The organism is Burkholderia pseudomultivorans (assembly GCF_902499075.1).
GTDB lineage: Bacteria > Pseudomonadota > Gammaproteobacteria > Burkholderiales > Burkholderiaceae > Burkholderia > Burkholderia pseudomultivorans.
This window is the reverse complement of sequence record NZ_CABVPP010000001.1, coordinates 48117-68113: the sequence shown is the minus strand read 5'-3', so window position 1 is coordinate 68113 and position 19997 is coordinate 48117. Positions and strand designations below refer to the sequence as shown.

General features: G+C 68.0%; 15 protein-coding genes. 8 read left to right on the top strand and 7 right to left on the bottom strand.

Going from position 1 to position 19997, the window contains the following annotated elements; genetic code table 11:
- Positions 1-8 precede the first annotated feature (8 nt).
- The 4 genes from BST28156_RS00295 to BST28156_RS00280 all read right to left on the bottom strand — a co-directional run bounded on the left by BST28156_RS00295 (position 9) and on the right by BST28156_RS00280 (position 3977).
- Positions 9-1565 carry a nitric oxide reductase activation protein gene (locus BST28156_RS00295; protein ID WP_174901104.1) on the bottom strand — a complete coding sequence of 519 codons (1557 nt, stop codon included), beginning with the start codon at positions 1563-1565 and terminating at the stop codon, positions 9-11.
- A complete protein-coding gene (locus tag BST28156_RS00290; RefSeq protein ID WP_174901103.1) occupies positions 1562-2395 on the bottom strand; it encodes a CbbQ/NirQ/NorQ/GpvN family protein in 834 nt (277 codons plus the stop codon). The genes BST28156_RS00295 and BST28156_RS00290 overlap by 4 nt, the downstream gene beginning before the upstream one ends.
- Complete coding sequence (locus BST28156_RS00285; RefSeq protein ID WP_174901102.1) at positions 2395-2877, bottom strand: AmiS/UreI family transporter; 483 nt, start codon at positions 2875-2877, stop codon at positions 2395-2397. Before BST28156_RS00285 ends, BST28156_RS00290 begins: the two co-directional genes overlap by 1 nt.
- Positions 2878-2939: 62 nt before the next feature.
- Complete coding sequence (locus tag BST28156_RS00280) at positions 2940-3977, bottom strand: aliphatic amidase (RefSeq protein ID WP_174901101.1); 1038 nt, start codon at positions 3975-3977, stop codon at positions 2940-2942.
- Positions 3978-4665: 688 nt separating this feature from the next.
- Here BST28156_RS00280 and ppk2 point away from each other — a divergent pair.
- A complete protein-coding gene (gene ppk2 / locus BST28156_RS00275; protein ID WP_060238494.1) occupies positions 4666-5616 on the top strand; it encodes a polyphosphate kinase 2 in 951 nt (316 codons plus the stop codon).
- A 48-nt stretch (positions 5617-5664) separates the two neighbouring features.
- On the opposite strand, the gene BST28156_RS00270 is transcribed toward ppk2, so the two are convergent.
- The gene (locus tag BST28156_RS00270; RefSeq protein WP_174901100.1) at positions 5665-6252 is read right to left on the bottom strand and encodes an IMPACT family protein; all 588 of its coding nucleotides are present in this window, start codon (positions 6250-6252) and stop codon (positions 5665-5667) included.
- 251 nt (positions 6253-6503) lie between these two features.
- Here BST28156_RS00270 and BST28156_RS00265 point away from each other — a divergent pair, with 251 nt between their 5' ends.
- From BST28156_RS00265 to BST28156_RS00255, 3 genes are all read left to right on the top strand, one after another.
- Positions 6504-7298, top strand: a complete 795-nt coding sequence (locus BST28156_RS00265; protein ID WP_174901099.1) for a hypothetical protein — start codon at positions 6504-6506, stop codon at positions 7296-7298.
- A gap of 86 nt (positions 7299-7384) precedes the next feature.
- Entirely contained in the window at positions 7385-7726 is a 342-nt protein-coding gene (locus tag BST28156_RS00260) for a DUF4087 domain-containing protein (RefSeq protein WP_174901098.1), read from the top strand.
- A gap of 202 nt (positions 7727-7928) precedes the next feature.
- On the top strand, positions 7929-9479 hold the full coding sequence (locus tag BST28156_RS00255; protein ID WP_174901097.1) for a phospholipase D family protein: 1551 nt from the start codon (positions 7929-7931) through the stop codon (positions 9477-9479).
- Positions 9480-9566: 87 nt separating this feature from the next.
- Here BST28156_RS00255 and BST28156_RS00250 read toward each other — a convergent pair whose 3' ends face one another.
- Positions 9567-11768, bottom strand: coding sequence for a glycoside hydrolase family 3 C-terminal domain-containing protein (locus BST28156_RS00250; RefSeq protein ID WP_174901096.1), 2202 nt, complete (start codon positions 11766-11768; stop codon positions 9567-9569).
- 886 nt (positions 11769-12654) lie between these two features.
- Between BST28156_RS00250 and BST28156_RS00245 the strand changes: the two genes are divergently transcribed.
- Positions 12655-14472 (top strand): serine aminopeptidase domain-containing protein, encoded by a 1818-nt coding sequence (locus BST28156_RS00245; RefSeq protein ID WP_254596329.1) that lies wholly within the window; start codon positions 12655-12657, stop codon positions 14470-14472.
- A gap of 113 nt (positions 14473-14585) precedes the next feature.
- Here BST28156_RS00245 and BST28156_RS00240 read toward each other — a convergent pair whose 3' ends face one another.
- Complete coding sequence (locus BST28156_RS00240) at positions 14586-15017, bottom strand: hypothetical protein (protein ID WP_174901094.1); 432 nt, start codon at positions 15015-15017, stop codon at positions 14586-14588.
- Between the two features lie 129 nt (positions 15018-15146).
- Between BST28156_RS00240 and BST28156_RS00235 the strand changes: the two genes are divergently transcribed.
- From BST28156_RS00235 to BST28156_RS00225, 3 genes are read left to right on the top strand one after another with little or no spacing between them, the layout of a single operon-like run.
- Positions 15147-16376, top strand: a complete 1230-nt coding sequence (locus BST28156_RS00235) for a polysaccharide biosynthesis/export family protein (RefSeq protein WP_174901093.1) — start codon at positions 15147-15149, stop codon at positions 16374-16376.
- A 55-nt stretch (positions 16377-16431) separates the two neighbouring features.
- A complete protein-coding gene (locus BST28156_RS00230) occupies positions 16432-18708 on the top strand; it encodes a GNVR domain-containing protein (protein ID WP_174901092.1) in 2277 nt (758 codons plus the stop codon).
- Positions 18705-19967, top strand: a complete 1263-nt coding sequence (locus tag BST28156_RS00225; protein WP_174901091.1) for a right-handed parallel beta-helix repeat-containing protein — start codon at positions 18705-18707, stop codon at positions 19965-19967. Before BST28156_RS00230 ends, BST28156_RS00225 begins: the two co-directional genes overlap by 4 nt.
- Positions 19968-19997 lie beyond the last annotated feature (30 nt).

The window sequence follows — 19997 nt, the reverse complement described above, 5'->3', positions numbered from 1 at the left end:
TGAGGCCGTCAGGCGGTCAAGCGCCCGGCCGTTCGCGCGACGATCGCGGGCAACGCGTCGCCATTCGCCGCATGCACGCAGTGCGGGCCGCCGCCGAGTATTGTAGACAAGCCGGGCGGCGCGCCGAACGACAGGCCAGCGATCGCGACGCCGCGCTGGCGGCCCTGGCGCACGGCACGGCGTGCATCCTCGACGAGGTAGCGCGGATCGAACACGTCGATGTCGGCGGCCTCGCCGTCGCCGATCATCAGCACGGCGGCCCGCTCGGACGCCGTCTCGCGGCGCAGCAGCGCCAGCGCATGACGCAAGGCCGCGCCGGTGCGTGTGCTCATGCCCGCATCGGCCGCCAGCAGCGCGGTGCGGCGGCCTGCGTCGAACGCGTCGCCGAAATCCTTGAAGCGTGCGTAGTACACGCGATGCCGGCCGTCCGACGTATAGCCGTGCACGGCCCAGCGCCGGCGCTGCCGGTCGAACAGGTCGCCGAGCACGAACGCGGCGCGCTTCTCGAGCGCGGCGACCTGCGCGGCCGTCGACGCCGACAGGTCGAGCAGGATCAGCACCGGCCCGCGCGCATCGTGCGGCATGCGGCGGCGGAACACGCGCGGATCAGGCGCCTGCCCGGCGCGCCGCGCGATGCGCGCCGCGATTGCCGCATCGACGTCGAGCGCGTCGCCGTCGAGCTGGCGGCCGATGCGCCGCATCGGTTCTGCCGCACGGGTGCTCGCGATCCGCTTCGCGGCGCGCCGGTCGGCTTCGATCAGCGCGGCCAGCGCAGGCGACGGCGCGGATTCGGTCGGCGCGCGTTCGACGATCGTCGTCCAGTCGGGTCGTTCGCGCTGCGTGTGGCAATTCCATTCCGGATAGCGCCGCGCATCGGGTGCGGACGGCGCTTCGTCGTCCTGCGTACCGTTCGCGCTGCCGGTCGCGGCCGACGTTTCGACGCCCTCGTTGCCGGCGCGTTCGGCGGCATCGGCCGGCTGCGCCCACAGCCACGCGTTGTCGTCGCGATACGGCAGCCAGCTGCCGTCGTCGGGCTCGAAGCGCACGCGCATCTGACCGAGATCGTTCGCGAGCCGCGACGCGATCGAGCGAAACGCGCGGTAGTCGTCGAGCGCCGCGCGCCGTGCGTCGAACAGCCGCGCGCCCTTGTCGACCCACGGGTTGCCGTCGCGATAGGACGGATCGAACAGCGCCTTCGCAAGCCGCGCGCACAGCCGGCCGAACGTGAGCCCTTCGCGATCGATCGGCGCGAACGCGGGCGCCCAGAAGGTCGCGAGCCCGGGCCACTCGGCGGCCAGCAGCGTTTCGACGCGCGCGTCCTCGATCACACCGGCGATCGCGACGCCGATCGGCGTCAGCGTGTCGATCGGCTCGCCCGACGGCGAATGGCGCCAGTGCGCGAGCCCGTGGGCGGCCGCCGCGACCCGCGCGCCGGGCGGCAACGCGCGCGGCACGCGCAGCGCGGCATGGCCGAGCGTCGCGCGCGGCGCCGCATCGTCGAGTCGCACGTCGGTCTCGCGCGCGGTCATCCCGTGCAGGAAGCGGGCAAGCTGCAATGCGCTCATGTCGCGAAGTGCGCGGCGGCCATCGTGTGCAGCGCGGCGCGCGTGTCGGGATCGTCGGTGGCAGCATCGCAGATCGCGATCCGGCACGCATCGAGCGGCGCGAGCCCCGCGACGATCAACCGCGCCGCGTGCACGAGCAGGCGCGTCGATGCGCCTTCGTCGAGCCCGTTGCCGGCCAGTGCGCGCGTGCGCTGCGCGAGATCGACGAGCCGGCGCGCGGTATCGCGGTCGGCGCCGCTTTCGCGCACGACGACGTCGGCTTCGTGCGCGGCATCCGGATAGCCGAAGTCGATCGCGACGAAGCGCTGCCGCGTCGACGGCTTCAGCCGCCGATGTTCGCCGTGATAGCCGGGGTTGTACGAGATCACCAGATGGAAATCCGGATGCGCGTGCACGACCTCGCCGAGACGGTCGAGCGGCAGCACGCGCCGCGAGTCGGTCAGCGGATGGATCACGACCGTCGCGTCGGGGCGCGCCTCGACGATCTCGTCGAGATAGCAGATCGCGCCATGCCGCGCCGCGAGCGTGAGCGGCCCGTCGGCCCAGTAGGTGCCATTGGCGTCGAGCAGGTGGCGGCCCGTCAGGTCGGCGGCCGACGTGTCGTCGTTGCACGCGACCTGGATCAGCGGCAAGCCCATGCGCCATGCCATGTATTCGACGAAACGGGTCTTGCCGCAGCCGGTCGGCCCTTTCAGCAGGACCGGCAGATGCTGGCGGCAGGCCGTCTCGAACCAGTCGGCGTCGGCGCCGGCCGACTGGTAGAACGGCGCATCGGCGATGCGATGGCCGGCGAGCGGATCGGCGGCGAGCGGTGTATCGCGTGCGGTCATTACCACCTCCCCGTCATCATCAGCATCCCGGGCAGCCAGCAGGTGCCGACGCCGATCGCGATCGTGTAGCCGGGCAGGAAGCGCACGCGCCGTTTGAGCCCGAGCGCGACGAAGAACAGGAACCACAGGCTCGACCACAGCAGCCACATCGCGCCGAACCGCAGGTCGTGCGACGTGCCGGCATAGACGAGCGCGCTGATCGCGACGAACAGGCAATACCAGCCGAGCCCCGCGCCTTGCAGCCCGCGCCACTGGACGGCCGCCAGGTACAGGTACGTGAATGCGAACAGCAGGCCGCCGGCGCTGGAGAAATACTGGGCCGGCGCCGACGCCTGCGCGAGGCCCGCGAGATTGATCAGCAGCGCGAGCAGCCCGACCAGCAGGTTCAGGCCGGCCGCATCGCGCGGTTCGATGCGGCCGGTCAGCGCAACGCCGTTGACGACCAGCACCGCGCCGATGAAGAAGAGAGCGACACCGAGCATGACGAAGACTCCGGAGTGGGACGGCGCCGTTCGCGCACGCAGCGCGAACGGCCGGGCGGCGTTCAGCGATGCGCGGGCGCTTCGGACGGAATGCCGTCGATCGGGCATTCGGGCGTGCCGGGCGTCGCGCGCGTGAGCCGCTCGACAGCCTGGCGCGTGCCGTCGGGGTCGTTCACCCAGTTCGCATAGAACTCGAACGGGCACTGCGCGACGCCGTTCGGCGCTTCGCCGGAACCGATCTTTCCGGTGTAGCCGCGATGCAGCAGCTTGTACAGGTGGTTTTGCGACTGCATGTTGCGGCGCGCGTCGCGAATCAGGCTTACCGACAGCTCCGCGTACTGCACGCCGTTCTCTTCCTCGCCGCATTCGCCGAGCGTGCGGCCGTCGAAGCCGACGATCGCCGAGTGGCCGAAATACGAGTACACGCCGTCGAATCCGGACGCGTTCGCGACCGCCACGTAGCAGTTGTTCATGAACGCCATCGCCTTCGACACGAGCACCTGCTGGTCCTTCGCCGGGTACATGTAGCCCTGGCAGCGCACGACCAGTTCGGCGCCGCGCATCACGCAGTCGCGCCAGATCTCCGGATAGTTGCCGTCGTCGCAGATGATCAGGCTGATCTTCAACCCCTTCGGCCCCTCGGCGACGTACGTGCAGTCGCCCGGATACCAGCCTTCGACGGGCACCCACGGCATGATCTTGCGGTACTTCTGCACGATCTCGCCGTGGTTGTCGATCAGCACCAGCGTGTTGTACGGCGCCTTGTTCGGATGCTCCTCGTGACGTTCGCCCGTCAGCGAGAACACGCCCCACACGTTGGCCTTGCGGCACGCGGCCGCGAAGATGTCGGTTTCCTCGCCGGGGATCGTCGACGCGGTGTCGTACATCTCCTTCGCGTCGTACATGATCCCGTGCGTCGAATACTCGGGAAACACGATCAGATCCATGCCGGGCAGGCCGCGCTTGATGCCGATGACGCGCTCTGCGATCTCGCGCGCGTTTGCGATCACGTCGGCGCGCGTATGCAGGCGCGGCATCTTGTACTGGACGACGGCGACGCCGACGGCGTCGTTGCTGCTGGAAATATCGCCATGACGCATGGTGGGCTCCTGGGACGGGTGAGGCATACGTTTTCGGAAAGCAAAAAAAAGCCCTTGCCTCGACGAGCGAGGCAAGGGCTTCTTTGCCGGTTCGTTCATCCGACAACGCTGTCGGATAACGGAAATGCGGATCGGGGGGCCTGTTCGGAGGCCGGCGAAGCGCGGCTATTAGGCACGCGTTGCGCACGATCGTGGGACGTCTTTGTCCGCCGGATCGATGGGATGCACTCTAAGCAAAGTTTTTTTCGGATGCAACATCGCGTATACCCCTGCACGTTGCGACAGCGGCGGGGGCGAAGGGTGTGATGTCCGGGTATGGTCGTTGCGCGATGGATGGGTGCGGGGCGGATGCGGCGATGCACGGTTGCGATGCGTTGGCGCGACGGGATGAAAGGCGGCAGCGCGGACGTTTTTCGAAAAGGTTGCGTGCGCAACTTGAAGCGGACGCGTGAATGCACGATGCGGTGCGCGGATGCCCGTCGACTTCGCACAGCCGGTCGCGGCCTGCTGCGGCCGGGGCGGGGCAAGGTGTCCGCGAAGGTGAGGGGCGTCCGGGATCCTGCCTTCACCGTTGGCGCGCGCGGCCGGATCCCGGCGACCGCCGCGGTGCGTGACATTCATCAAATTGACGCGTCAGGCTGAGATAATGTCGCGGTTTGGCTGCGACATTGTGATGGAAGGAGGCCCCATGGGCGACAACGACACGCGTACCGAGACCGACGACCGCTCCGACATGCAGGCGCTCGAGGCGCGCCAGCGCCGTTTCGAGGAGGATCTGGTCGATGCCTACGACGAAGAGCTCGAGATGGAGCTCGACGATCGTCGTTTCGACAGCGGCGAGGATCTGCTGTTCTCGCCGGAGCGCCGCGAGGCCCGCAAGCAGTATTTCCGCGAGCTGTTCCGGCTGCAGGGCGAACTCGTGAAGCTGCAGGACTGGGTCGTGAGCACCGGGCACCGGCTCGTCGTCATCTTCGAGGGCCGCGACGCGGCCGGCAAGGGCGGCGTGATCAAGCGCATCACGCAGCGGCTGAACCCGCGCGTGTGCCGCGTGGCGGCGCTGCCCGCGCCGAGCAACCGCGAGCGCACGCAATGGTATTTCCAGCGCTATGTCGCGCATCTGCCGGCCGGCGGCGAGATCGTGCTGTTCGACCGGAGCTGGTATAACCGCGCGGGCGTCGAACGCGTGATGAATTTCTGCACCGACGACGAATACGAGGAGTTTTTCCGGTCGGTGCCCGAGTTCGAGAAGATGCTCGCGCGCAGCGGGATCCAGATCGTCAAGTACTGGTTCTCGATCACCGATCACGAGCAGGAACTGCGTTTCCAGAGCCGGATCGAGGATCCGCTGAAGCAGTGGAAGCTGAGCCCGATGGACCTCGAGAGCCGCCGCCGCTGGGAAGCCTATACGGCCGCGAAGGAAGAGATGCTGCAGCGGACGCATATTCCGGAAGCGCCGTGGTGGGTCGTGCAGGCCGTCGACAAGAAGCGCGCGCGGCTGAACTGCATCCACCATCTGCTGGGCCAGGTGCCGTATCACGAGGTGCCGCGCGCACCGATCGACCTGCCGCAGCGTGAGCACCACGAGGACTACATTCGCCGGCCCGTGCCGGACGACATGATCGTGCCCGAGGTTTACTGAGCGTCGGCGCACGGTCGCGTCTGCATCGGCGCGCGATCGTGGCCGTCGTTACAGCTCCGGGAAACCCGAGCGCCCCTGGGTCAGGTCGAACAGCGCCGATTTCGCATCGCTTTCGGCGGTCTCGGGCAGCTTGATCACGAGCTTCACCGTCATCCCGTACGCACTGTCCACCAGTTCGTAACCGGCCTGTTCGATCCAGCGGCGCACGCGCGCCTCGTCGGGGTAGCCGATCTCGATCGCGAATCGCGTGTGCCGGATGCGCTCGACGCGCTCGGCATCGAGCAGCGCCGACGCGATCGCATCCGTATAGGCGCGCACCAGGCCGCCTGCGCCGAGCTTGACGCCGCCGTAGTAGCGCACGACCGCGCCGAGGACGCCGTCGAGATCGTGATGGCGCAGCACTTCGAGGATCGGCCGGCCCGCGGTGCCGGACGGCTCGCCGTCGTCCGACATGCCCGATTGCCCGCCCGCGAGCAGTGCCCAGCACACGTGCGTGGCCGTCGGATGCGCGTCGCGCAGGCGCTGCAGTTCCAGCATGGCGGCGTCGCGGTCTTCTACGGGGATCGCGTGTGCGATGAAGCGGCTCTTGCGGATTTCCAGTTCCCGGATACAGGGGGCGGCAAGCGAATAGGTCATGGTCCGGGCGGCAAAAACGATAACGAAATCAATCGGGTAATGCGGCGGCGACGAATGAACCGCGCCCGCTCAAACGACGGGATTTTACAGCGGTGCGCGTGCGCGCCTTGCAACGTGCCCGGAACGGTGCTCGGACGATGACCCGACAGCGAATTGAGTAGAATCGCCGATGCGCCGGAATGACGGGATGCGACGGCGCATGCCGATATCCAACGAATCCTTTCGAAAATCGCAGCGAGTGAGTCATCGTGATGGCGACGAGGCAATTCAAAAAAAGACATCTGCTGGCCGTTCTGCTCATTACGTTCGTGCTCGCCGCCTATTTCGGCCGGTCCCGATTCCCGGGCCTGCTTTCGGAAGTTCGGGCGCAGGCGTTTCCGAGCCCGCCTTCGGCGTCCGAGGCCGAAGCATTCGCGCGCCAGGATGCGCTGCGCTACACGAGCGGCGAAGTGTGCGACGAATATCGCCGCTGGCCGGTCACTTACGATTTCGACGCGCCGGTGTACACGCAGACCAAATATACGCTGGCGCTGCTGGAGGCGCTGGCCGACATCGGCTTCGTCACCCGCAAGGTCGTGCCGAATCCGAATGTCGGGCCGGTACAGTTCTATCCGCATGAACGGCGCATCTACGACCTTGCTCCGCGGGCGAAACCGTATGTGCGCGCCCAGGCCGGCGGGACGCCGAAGGCGCTGTGCTTCGGCCGCTATGTGTACGACGGCTTCACTTCGCTCGAGGCCGATTTCTTTGTCGGCGACTCGTCGGACCGGTCGCAGATCAACGGGAGCGTATACAAGGATCTCACCGGTTCGTACCGGACGGACGTCAGGTATTCGATTCGGGTTGCGTCGGGTTTCGAGGACTGGGCCAACGCCATCGACATGACGCTGCACGGCCACAAGGTTCGTGACGCAGCCGAGTATGGGCCGTATCGCCGGCTCGGCAACCTGATGTTCTTCGGCGGTTATGACCAATCCAACGGGCGGGACCGGTACGTGTCGCTGGAATACAGCGGGCGCGGCTGGAAGTTCGCTCCGAAATCCTGATCGAGGTGGCGATGCGCGATAGCCGATGGCGGTCCGTTCTTCGTATACGGCAATGGTGCGCCGTGTCGTGTGCGTCGCTCGTATTGATGGGCCCGACCGCCGCGCACGCGTCGGGCGATCGATGCGGCTGGCTGGATCTGTCGTCGGCCGGCGCGAAGGAGAACGAGGTCCTGCTTCAGGACGGCGAGCAGAACTGGAGGATCGACCGGAATGCGGGGCGCTGGCCCGTCATTCGCCAGTCGGACATGTATCCGAATACGACGCCATCGGAAGTGTATTCCGGTGTCCATAACGAGGACTATCTGACATGCGCGTGCATGGTGTTCGAATCCGTCGAATACAGTCACGTCAGCAAAATCAGCCATGCGCGCCTCGTTCCGATTGCCCGCTGCCTGAATGACAAGAAGCTGTGGCAGCCGACGGACTAGGGGGGGCGGCATTGCGTATCGCTGAACCGGACGGCCTCGGGAAAACACCGAGCGCTCGCCGCGCCGACATCAATCGAAGTATGCTTTGACGCGGCGCGATCCGCGTACGATACGGTCCAACCCGACGGCGAGCCGACGACCGGCGCGTCGATCCGGCGGCAACCAGAACAAACAGACTTTGCCCGACAGGGGAGCGGCAATCATGGCGACGCTGCGTTCGTGGAGTGCGATTCTTTCGCTGCTGGCGCTGGTCGCGTGTGCCAGCCTGCCGCCGCAGGCCGGCCGCACGCCGACACATGCGTTTACCGACACCGCGAACACGCGCCTCGGCGTCGCGTTCCGGCAGCAGGCACAGGCGCATCCGGGCGAGGATGCGTTCCACGTGCTGCGCGATCCGGTCGATGCGCTGGACGCGCGCGTGCTGCTTGCGGATCGCGCGGACCGTTCGCTCGACCTGCAGTACTACATCTGGCACGACGACCTGACCGGGCATCAGCTGGCCGATGCGATCATCCGCGCGGCCGATCGCGGCGTACGCGTGCGCGTGCTGCTCGACGATCTTGGCACGAACGCGGACGATCGCAAGCTGCTCGAGATCAGCGCCCATCCGAACATCGGGATCCGGCTGTTCAATCCGGTCGCGACTCGCCACTTCAAGAAGCTCGGCGCCGTGTTCGAGTTCGCGCGCATCAATCGGCGCATGCACAACAAGGCGATGGTCGCGGACAACCAGGCCGCGATCATCGGCGGCCGCAACATCGGCGACGAGTACTTCGGCGCATCGTCGATGCTCGATTTCGGCGATCTGGACGTCGTGGTTCACGGCCCGGTCGTCAACGACATCTCCAACGAGTTCGATGCGTTCTGGAATTCCCCGTATGCGTATCCGATCGATGCGCTGGTCGGGCACGAGGCGACGTCGGAGGGTCTGGACGAGGAGCGCGAACGGCTGCGCGACTACCTGAGGGCGATGGAGGACAATCCATACGTACTCAAGGCCCGGCAAAGGCTCGATCAGATCATCCACGGGCAGGGCACGGAATTGTCGTGGGGGCATGCGACCGTGCTGTACGACGATCCGGCGAAGATTTCCCGCAAGCCGAAGGACAGCGACGGGCATCTGCTGCCGAAGCTGCGGGCGCTTGCGCTGCAGCCGCAGCACGAGCTGCTGATCGTGTCGCCGTATTTCGTTCCGGGGAAGAACTTCATCGAGCGCTTGCGGGCGATGACCGCGCGCGGCGTGCGCGTGACGGTGCTGACCAACTCGCTCGCGTCGACCGACGTGGCCGCCGTGCATGCCGGCTATCGGCGCTATCGCCGCGATCTGGTCGAGGCGGGCGTACGGCTTTACGAACGACGGCCGTCCGGCGACAAAAGCATCTCGAAGCAGGTTCTGATCGGCTCGTCGCGTGCGTCGCTGCATGCGAAGACCTATGTGTTCGATCGCCAGAGCATCTTCATCGGCTCGATGAACCTCGATCCGCGCTCGCTGAATCTCAATACGGAGATCGGCGTGTACTGCGAGAGCCCGGCGATTGCCTCCGAGGTGGCGACGGACGTCGAGTCGCGGCTCGACCGGATCGCATGGCGCGTCGAACTGGGCACCGACGCGGCGGGCACGCAGCGACTCAAGTGGGTGCAGACCGATGAGGACGGGACGGTCACCGAATTCGATCACGAACCGGAAGTGTCGGTGCCGCGCCGGATGGAGGTGTGGTTTCTCGGGCTGTTTCCGATCGAATCGCAACTGTGAGCGACAACTGGCCAGACGTCGTGACGCCGCTGTTTCCGCGGCGCAGGCGGTCACGACCCGCCCGCGCCGCTTCGTCGGCTCGGTCGCTCAACGTCCCTGCAACCGGATATCGCGCGACGACGCGCCGACATACACCGTGGCGCCCGGCACATAGCGCCAGCCGTTGCGCGAGGTATCCCACACGCTCTGCATCCGCGGCGACACGGTCAGGCGAACCTTCCGCGCGTCGCCCGGATTGAGCCGGATCTTCTCCCAGCCAACCAGCCGCTTCGGCGGTTCGTCTTTATACGGGACGCCGAGATAGACCTGCGGCGTGTCCGCGCCGGCCACGCGCCCGTCGTTGCGCACGGTGAACGACACGCTCAGCGTGCCGTCGCCTTGCCGCGACACCGACAGCCCCGAGTACGCGAAGTGCGTATACGACAGCCCGTAGCCGAATTCGAACATCGGCTTGATATTGCGCGCGTCGTACCAGCGATACCCCATGTCGAGCTTTTCCGCATAGACGGGATCGTTGTCGAACGTGCCGTTCGCACCCCAGGTCGGCGAGTCCTGGTCGCGGGCCGGGAAGGTGACGGGCAGCCTGCCGGACGGATTGACCGCGCCGAACAGCACGTTCGCGATCGCCTTGCCGCCGCCTTCGCCCGGATACCACGCCTCGACGATCGCGGACACCTGGTCCTTCCATGGCATCAGCACCGGATTGCCGCTCTGCACGACGACGATCGTATGCGGATTCGCGCGCGCGACCGCTTCGACCAGCGCATCCTGGTTCGACGGGTTTGCGAGGTTCAGGCTTTGCAGGTCGCCGAAATCCTCGCCGGCCGGCTGCGCGACCACGACGATCGCAACGTCGGAGCGGCCGGCGAGCGCCGCCGCCTGGTCGATCTCCTGCTGCGTGTACGCGCGAAACGGCGACTGCTGGTCGCTGTTGCCCGCGAACGTCACCTGCGCGGCCGGCGCGAGCGCACGGATCGCCGCGACGATCGGCACGTCGACCTTCAGCCACGGGTTGCGCCACCAGCCGCAGCCGGTCGACGAACCGAAGGTCAGGCCGCCGCAGCCGGCGAACGAACCGGTGACCGGGTCGCGCGTATTGCCGGAGCCGCCGCCGGACAGCACCGCCGCGTCCGCATGGCCGCCGATCACCGCGATGCGCGACAGCGCCGACGCGGCGAGCGGCAACTGGTTGCCGTCGTTCTTCAACAGCACGATCGACTGTTCGGCGACGGACTGCGCGAAGCGGTTCGCTGCCGCGAAATCGATCGTGCCGCCGCCGCGGGCCGGATCGTCCATCACGCCGACGCGAATCATCACCGCGAGCTTGCGCCGCACCATGTCGTCGAGGCGCGCGGTCGACACCGAGCCGTTTGCGATCGCCTGCTTGACGGCGGCCGGCGTCAGGTACACGGTCGGCCCGACGTCCTCTTCCTCGTCGAGCCCGGCGTTGATCGCGGCGGCCGTGCTGTGCGTCGCGCCCCAGTCGGACTGCACCTGGCCCTGGAACCCCCATTCGTTCTTCAGCACGTCGTTGAGCAGGTGAGCGTTCTCGCACGCATAGTCGCCGTTCAGCCGGTTGTAGCTGCACATCACGCTGCCGGGCTGCCCGCGCTTCGCGGCGATCTCGAACGGCAGCAGGTACAACTCGCGCAGCGTGCGCTCGTCGATCTGCGTATTGCCGCCCATCCGCCCGTGCTCCTGCTCGTTGCCCGCGTAGTGCTTGATGGTCGCGATGACCTTCTGACGCTGCGTGGCAAGCGTGCGCTCCGCGAGCAGGTCGCCGGCGAGCAGCGGATCCTCGCCGAGATACTCGAACAGCCGGCCGCCGCGCGGCTCGCGCGCGAGGTTGGTGCCGCCGCCGAGTCCCATCCCGAATCCTTGCGCGCGCAACTGGATTGCGACCTGCTTGCCGTAGTCGTAGGACAGGCGCCGGTCCCAGCTCGCGGCGACCGCGATCGTCGCCGGAAAGGTCGTGCTGGGTTGCGACGTGCTGCCGGAACCGGTCGCCGAATCGACCATGTTCAGGTCGGGAATGCCGAGCCTCGGCACGCCCTGGATATAGCCGGCGCCGCCGCCGGGCACGCTCGACATTTCGTATTTCGAATGAATGAACTGCAGCTTCTCGTCGAGCGTCATCTTGCGCACGAGCAGATCGGCGCGCCGCTGTGCGGCGGCCGATGCGAATGCATCGACGCTGTCGGCGGATGACGTGAAATCGGCCGTGCCCGCATGGACATTGGCGCAGAGGGTCGCTGCCAGCACGGCGGCCGGCCAGAGTGTGTCCCGCATGTTGCTCTCCATGATCGTGTTGCCGGTTGTTCGGATGAAGTCTGGCGCTGCGCGCGTCCGGTGGATTCGCACCGGACGCACCAGGCTGGCGATGCGGGGTGTCTGCGGCTCGGCATGCCAGGCCGTGCGGAGAATCGTTGCGGCCGGTTGGGCCCGACAGGCATCGGCGGGCGCGGTGCACGGGCCGTCCGCCGATGTCGAATCGGATGTAGCGATTCTCTGCTGCGACCAATGGTATTAATGTAGTCTGACTACAGCATCGGTGTTTCTACCGATCCATACGATCTTTGCGGAGCGACGGCCGGGCAGCGCGGAAAAAGCGGTCAATCGTGCGCATCCGGCGTGCGCGGTGCGGCAAGAACTACCGGCCGTGCGGCGTCGACGCGATCTTCCGGCCGACGACGAAGGGCTCCGCGCGTCGCGAAAGTTCGTGCGGGTGCACGACGCGTTGCGTCGCCGCGCGACCGAATCCGTCTGTCATCTGGCGCACCGAAGCGCAAGCGGCATGAATGCTCTAATCGGTCATCGGTATTCGTCCGGCCGCACACGCGAGCGCGCGGAACCGCCTGCCCGATGCAGCGCACGAACTGCACCGGAGCACCGGCGGATCGGGCAGGCGACACCGGCATGCACAAGCGTTCGGCGGCGGCATTCGCGTCGCACGAACGCAACGAAAACACGGGCTGTGCGACATCCGTGTCGATGCGCGTCTGCGCCGGCAGCGCCGCGCAGGCGACCGGCAGTGCGCCGGCAAATCCGCGGGAGGGCGCGCCATCGGTGCGTGCGGCCCGGGCTTCGGTCGGACCAGCCGGAGCGATTTGCCGGCATTCGATAACAAGACTTATCCGAGGAGTACCGAGTGAAGCCGATAGCGTTTGACGGCTGTATGGGCTGGCTCCATGAAGGGCATGCGGAGCATGCCGTGATCATCTGCGAGTCGCTGGGCCACGAGGCCATCTGGACGCACAAGCTGACGCGTGCGCTTGCGGAGCAGCTCGCGGGCAAGGGCATCACGACGCTGCGTTTCAACTATCCCGGTTCCGGCGATTCGGCCGGCGACGAACTCGACGCGGGGCGGTTCGACGCCTGTGTCGCCAGCGTTCGTCGCGCGATCGAGCTGCTGCGTGCGCGGGACGGCATCACGTCGCTGACGCTGGTCGGGATTCGCGCCGGCGTGCTGTTCGCGACGCTCGCGGCGGCCGAGGCCGGCCTCGGCGGCGGTCCGCGCATCGACGCGATTGTCGCGCTCGCGCCGGTGGTTCGCGGGCGCGCCTATCTGCGCGAACTGTCGGTCGTGCATCGGCAGTGGGTCGACACGGCGCCGCCGGCGATCCGCCTGGCGCAGCGCGAAGAACCGTGCCTGAACGTGCTCGGACATCGCTTCCCCGCCGATTTCGCCGATGCGCTGAAGTCGATCGACCTGTGCGATGTCGTGCGCAATGCGGCGTTCGTTCCGGGCAGGATGCTGCTGATCGAACCCGCGCACGGCGACGGCCCCGCGTTGTGCACGGCGCTGCAGTCGCGCGGCGTGGATGTCGCGCTCGATGCGTTCTCCGACTGGCCGACGACGATGCTGGACTGCACGCGATCGCGCCTGCCGCGTGCGGCGATCGAAGCGACGGTGCGCTGGATCGGCGAGCAGGCGTCGACGCATCTCGCGCAACCGGTAGCGCCCGCACCGTGGGACGACCGTACGGCGCCCACGCTCGCGATGAACGGCATGACCGAGCGGATCGTCGCGGTGGGGCGCGACCGGCTGGTCGGCGTGCTGTGCGCGCCCGCCGTGGCCGCTGCGCCGCAATCGGACGGCCCGGTCGTGCTGATCGTCAACACGTCCGCGAATCCGCGCAGCGGCGAAGGCCACTTCGGCGTGCGGCTTGCACGCGCAATGGCGCGAGTCGGCATCACGACGCTGCGCTTCGACATCAACGGCGTCGGCGACAGCGGACCGTGCGCGCCCGACGATCAATCAGGGATCCTTTATTCGGACCGTGCGATCGACGACGTCGCCGCCGCGGCGGACTGGCTGCAGTCGCAGGGATACCGCAACGTGATTTCGGCCGGCATCTGCTCGGGCGCCTATGCGGCGCTGCATGCGGCGACGCGCAGCACCGCGCTGACCGGCGTGATCGCGATCAACCTGGCGCGGTTCATCTGGCCGACGGGCGTGACGCTCGCCGAGGTGCAGAAGCAGCGGAACAATTCGGCGCGCGGCTATCTCGTGTCGGGGCGCGACTGGCGCAGATGGAAGCGGCTGTTCGCGGAGCGGCGCGACCTGCGCCCGATCGTGCGTGCGCTGGCAAGCCAGTGCTTCGCGCGCGTGCGCGTGCCGGCGATGGAAGTCGCCGCGCGGCTGGGCTGGACGCCGCCGATCGACACGCCGCGCGGCCTGATGCGACATCTCGCGCAGCGCAATGTGTGGACGCTGCTCGTATACGGGGCGCTCGATCCCGGCATCGACGATGTCGGTCGTCACTTCGGCGCCGTCGAGCGTGCGTTCCGCCGCTCGCGCCATGTGCGCCTGCATACGATGGCGCATCTCGATCATGCGTTGTTCGGTACGGCGGGCTCGGAGTCGGTGATCGAGCTGTGCATCGGCGCAGTCGGCGGCGATGCGGGCGAGGCACGGCGCCGGATCGCCGGCGGACCGGTATCGGACGGCGCACGGCGGTCGTTCGACAACGTGTCCGTGCACGGGTCGTAACGGCGCGCGCCCGATTCCACTGCGAAATGTGCGTTAGGTGAGGTCGCTCACAATCCGCCCGGGGCGCACGGTGTCCAATTTGTCATCGTCTTTCGCGACGCGGCCCGGCGATATCACCGGGCGGCATCCGGCGAACGCGGATCGGACGACGTCGCATAGGGCGACGCATAAAGCGCGTCGCTGCGCCAGACGTTGCCGGTGGCGTTTTGCCGGGTTCGCGCGAGATCGTCGATCCGCTGCGGCCGAATCAGCGACAACGGGCGGCGCAGCTTCTGGCGTGCGCGCAAATCGGGATCGGGTACGACGCGCGTGTCGGTTGCCGCATCGAGTGCGGCATCGGCCGACGATGCGGCCGATGCCATGCCGGGGATGCCGGGCACCGGCGGTTGCGCGGAGCGCTGGGGCGGCGGCACTGCTGGCACGATTGGCGCGGCGGAGATGGCGGGCGCGCGCACCGGCGTGTCGTCGGCGAGGTTTTGTGCGTGAGCGCCGGTACAGGCAAGGGCTGCAAGCAGCGTGTACGCGATTGACGGGTAGCGTTTCATGTCGGGTTGCACGGTGCGCCGTGCGAGGCTGAGCAAGAGTGGCGTGGCGACCCGGGCCGGGCCGCGGAAACAGAGTAATGCCGTATTCCGTCGCGATCGGCGGGTTAGCGCACAGTTCGAGAGGGTGTCATGGTTTCAACCACGCAAAACAATTCGACGCACGGGCCACGCGATGCCGCGGGCGGCACGGCCGGTGCAGGTCGTTTGCCGTGGCGGTCGCGCGCGGCGATGGCGCTCGCCGCGCTCGCGCTGAGCGCGTGCGCGTTTGCGCCGGGGATGACGTATCAGGCGCCGGCCGACAATGGCGCGAATGCGCGCGTCGGCGCGGACGCGGCCGGCTCCGGCGGGCTCGACGGCGTGCAGAACGTATCGAGCGAGCAGTTGATCCAGATCACGCCCGAGCTCGTCGACAGCCAGCACATGACGCGCGGCGGGCAGGTCGATGCGGAGATCGGCCGCTTGTTCGGCGTGCCGAAGCCGTACGTGATCGGGCCGGGCGACGTGCTGAACATCGTCGTCTGGGATCACCCGGAACTGAACATGCCGGGCACGCAGGGCGAAAGCGTCGCCGATACCAGCAGCAAGACCGTCACGACCGGTTATACGGTCGATGCGAACGGCTTCGTGCAGTTCGCGTATGCGGGCCTCGTGCACGTCGCCGGCCTGACCGAGGCGCAGGCGCGCGACGCGCTGACGCGCCGGCTCGGCGAATACGTGCGCAAGCCGCAGCTTGCGCTGCGGATCCAGGCGTATCGCAGCAAGCGCGTCTATCTCGACGGCGAGGTGCGCACGCCGGGGCTGCAGATCGTCAACGACCTGCCGATGACGCTGCCGGAGGCGATCGATCGCGCAGGCGGCTTCACGCCGACGGCGGACCGTTCGACGGTGACCGTCACGCGCGGCAACGAAACGGTGACGGTGAACCTGCCGGCGATGATCGCGTCGGGCCTGAATCCGTCGAAGATCCTGCTGCGCGACGGCGATCTGGTGCGCGTCCATCCGGCGACCGACAGCAAGGTATTCGTGCTCGGCGAAGTGACGCGGCCGGCGACGCTGACGCTCACCGACGGCCGCATGAGTCTCGGCGAAGCGCTCGGCGATACGGGCGGCGTCAGCCAGTACACGGCCGATGCGCGACAGGTTTACGTGGTGCGCCGCGGGCCCGGCAACCGTCCGCTGGTCTATCACCTCGACGCGAAATCGCCGGCGTCGATGGCGCTGGCCGATCAATTCCCGCTCAGGCGTCACGACGTCGTGTTCGTCGATGCGTCGTCGCTGGTGCGCTGGTCCCGCGTCGTCAACCTGCTGATTCCGTCGGCCGCGCAAGGCGCGTTGACGGCCAAGGCCATCTCGCCGTGAACGTCGTTCCGGTCCTCGTCACCGCGACTCGTCGCGTCTTACGGAAACCTGTTGTATGAGCCATCTGACCTTGCCTGAATCGCGTGGCGGGCCCACGGCCCGGCCGCCGCATCCGTTCCGCCGGTATTGGGGCATGCTGTACGGCGGCCGGCGAATGATCGTCGGCAGCGCGCTGATCTGCGTCGCGGCGGGCGCGTTGTATGCGCTGTGCGCGCGGCCCGTGTATCGAAGCGACGTGCTGTTCCAGGTCGAGCAGAGCCCGACCGACACCAAGCCGGCTTCGCCGACCGGCGATCCGTCGTCGATGTTCGACCTGAAGACCGATGCCGCGACCGAAATCGAGGTGCTGAAGTCGCGCGCAGTGATGGCGCGCGCGGTCGACAGCACGAAGCTGTACATCGAGGCGCGGCCGCGTTACGTGCCGCTGATCGGCTGGCGGCTGGTCAACGGCGCGGACGGCCTGTCGTCGCCGCTGCCGGGCGGATACGTGTACGGCACGGAGCGGATCGACGTGGCGGCGTTCGACGTGCCGAAACGCCTGTACGACCGGCCGTTCGCGCTGACGGTCGGACGCGGCGGGACGTACACGCTGCAGCGCACGGGCCTGTTCGGCCGGAAAGGCCCGGTCTGGCAGGGGCGCATCGGCGAAGCGCTGCACGCTGAGACGCCGGACGGAAGCATCGACCTGCTGGTGCGCGGGATCGACGGCGAGCCGGGCGCGCGTTTCGACCTGACTCGCCACGGCGAGGCCGAGACGACCGCGTGGCTGCAGAAGAACGTGCTGATTTCGGAGCGCGGCAAGCAGTCCGACATCATCGGCGCGACGCTCGACGGCAGCGATGCCGAGCATATCAGCCGCATCCTGAACGCGATCGGCGACGCGTATCTGGCGCAGAACACGCAGCGCAAGTCGGAGGCGGCGGACAAGCTGATCCGTTTCATGGATGCGCAATTGCCGCAACTGAAGGCGCAGCTGGAAGCTGCCGAAGGGCGCTTCAACGCGTATCGCGCGTCGCACGGCTCGGTCAATACGAGCGACGAGGCGCTGGCATTGCGCCAGCAGTCGGTCGATATCGAAACGCGCATCCTGACGCTGCAGCAGCAGCGCCAGGAGCTGCTGACGCGCTTCATGAACAAGCATCCGGCGGTGGTCGCGGTCGACGCACAGCTCGCGGACGCACAGCGTTCGCTGGCCGCGGTGCGCGAGCAGATCCAGAAACTGCCGGCGGTGGAACAGGGCGTGCTGCAGCTCCAGCGCGACGTGACGGTCGATACCGCGCTGTACACGAACCTGCTCAATGCGCGGCAGCAGATGCTGCTGGCGCGTGCGAGCAAGACCGGCACGGTGCGGATCGTCGACCGCGCCAAGGTCGCCGATCTGCCGGTGCAGCCGCACCGCGGCGTGGCGGTCGCCGCTGCGCTGGTGCTGGGCGTGCTCGCGGCGGCGGCGTACCTGGTGCTGCGGCAGCGGTTCGTCGGCACGGTGTCCGATCCCGGCGAAATCGAATGGACGACCGGCCTGCCGGTCATCGCGACGGTGCCGCGCGGCGAGTCGCCGCGGCTTGCGAACGCGGACGCGCACCACCGGCCGCACGCGTCGTCGGCCGCGTTGCGCGGCGGGCCGCCCGATCCGGCGATCGAAAGCCTGCGCAATTTCCGCACCACGCTGCAGCTGTCGCTGCCGGATGCGCCGAATCGCGTCGTGCTGATTTCGGGCCCGACGACCGGCGTCGGCAAGTCGTACATCGCATCGAACCTGGCTGCGCTGGCCGCCGCGGCAAGCCAGCGCGTGCTGCTGATCGACGCGGATCTGCGCAAGGGCGCGCTGCACGATCACTTCCGCTACAGTCGCGCGCCGGGGCTGTCCGACGTGGTGATGGGCACGCATCGTCTGGACGAGGCGCTCAAGCGCGATGTGCGGCCCGGTCTCGATTTCCTGTCGATGGGCAGCATCGTCGCCGATCCGGGCGAGGTGCTGCTGCAGCCCGCGCTGGCGGAGCTGATCGAGCGCCTGTCGTCGCAGTACCGGATGATCGTGATCGACGGCTCGCCGCTGCTGCCGGTCACCGACGGGCTGGCGCTCGGCCGGCTGGCCGGCATCGTGTTCCTGGTGGCGCGCAACGGCGTGACGACGCTGGCGGAAATCGACGAAAGCGTGCGCCGGCTGGAGGACGTGCAGGTGGCGGTGCGCGGCGTGATCCTGAACGACTTCGCGCACGGGCCGGGGCAAGGCTATGGCTACGGGAATGCGGAGACCCATCAGGCCGCGTCCGGCTATGCGGGGATGATGACGCATCGGCCGGCCGGTGCGACCGGCAAGGGCGACCGATGACGGGCGCGGGCGGCGGTGCGGGTATCCGCCGATTGGCCGCTGCATGCGCCGTCGCGTTCGGCGTCGCTGCGGCCGGCGGACTGCCGGTGTCGAATGCGGCGGCAGCCACCGGCGCAGGCGAGGCCGCAGCCAGTCGGCAGAGTGTGCCGGACGCGCACGTGTCTCCCGCCCGCGACGGCGCCGATCAGGCCGATGCGCTGCAGCGCGCACTGGATGCGCTGCGGCCGGGCCAGCGGCTGGTGTTTGCGCCCGGACGGTATGTCGTCGGCCGTTCGCTGGTCGTGCGGCAGCCGCGTGTCGTGCTGTCGGGCTACGGTGCGACGCTGATCGCGACCGACGACCAAGACCAGGTGATCGAAATGCGCGGCGACGGCACGACGATCGCCGGTTTCACGCTGGTCGGGACCGGCACCACGCGTCTGTCGACACCGGAAGCGACGAAGCTCGAGGTGACCGGGCGCGACGTGCAGGTGCTCGACAACACGATCGACGGCGGCAGTTGCGGCGGCATCTTCGTATTCGGCGGCACCAACGTCGCGATCGTCGGCAACGAGGTCCGCTCGACGCTCGCGGACGCGATCCACATCACGCATGGCTCGCGCAACGTGCTGGTGCGCGGCAATGTCGTGCGCGGCGTGGGCGACGACATGATCGCGGTGGTCAGCTACGACAACGAACCCGAGCTGACCCGCAACGTGCTGATTACCGGCAACGTACTCGAAGGCAACTACTGGGGGCGCGGCATCACGGTAGTCGGCGGCGCGGACGTGACGATCGCGAACAATATCGTGCGCAACGTGCAGGTAAGCGCCGGCGTGCTCGTCGCGCAGGAGGACAGCAACCACACCGCCGGATCGTCCGGCGTGCTGGTCGAGGGCAACGTGATCGAGAACATCCAGACCGCGACCGACCGCACCGATCCGCGTCCGCTTACCGGGCAGGCCGCGATCGACATCAGTACGTGGTCGGGCACGGTGACGCGCGTGGCCGTGATCGGCAACCGCGTGTCGAATGCGCGCTTCGGCGGTATTCGCCTATGGGGAAACGTATCCGCGGTCCGTCTGGCCGACAACCGCCTGTCGGGCATCGGCGGGATGCCGGTGCAGATCGGCGGCGCGCGAGATTGCGGCGGGGCGGCGTGCGCGAAAGCGGCGACGCAGCTGTCGGCGGCCGACGCGGTCGGCGTCGACGCGACGCAGCTGCCGCGCGTACGCGAATCGCTCAGGCAGTTGCGCGGCGCGCAGCGCGGCATCGACTGACGATGCGACGCACGCGTGCGTGGAGGCACG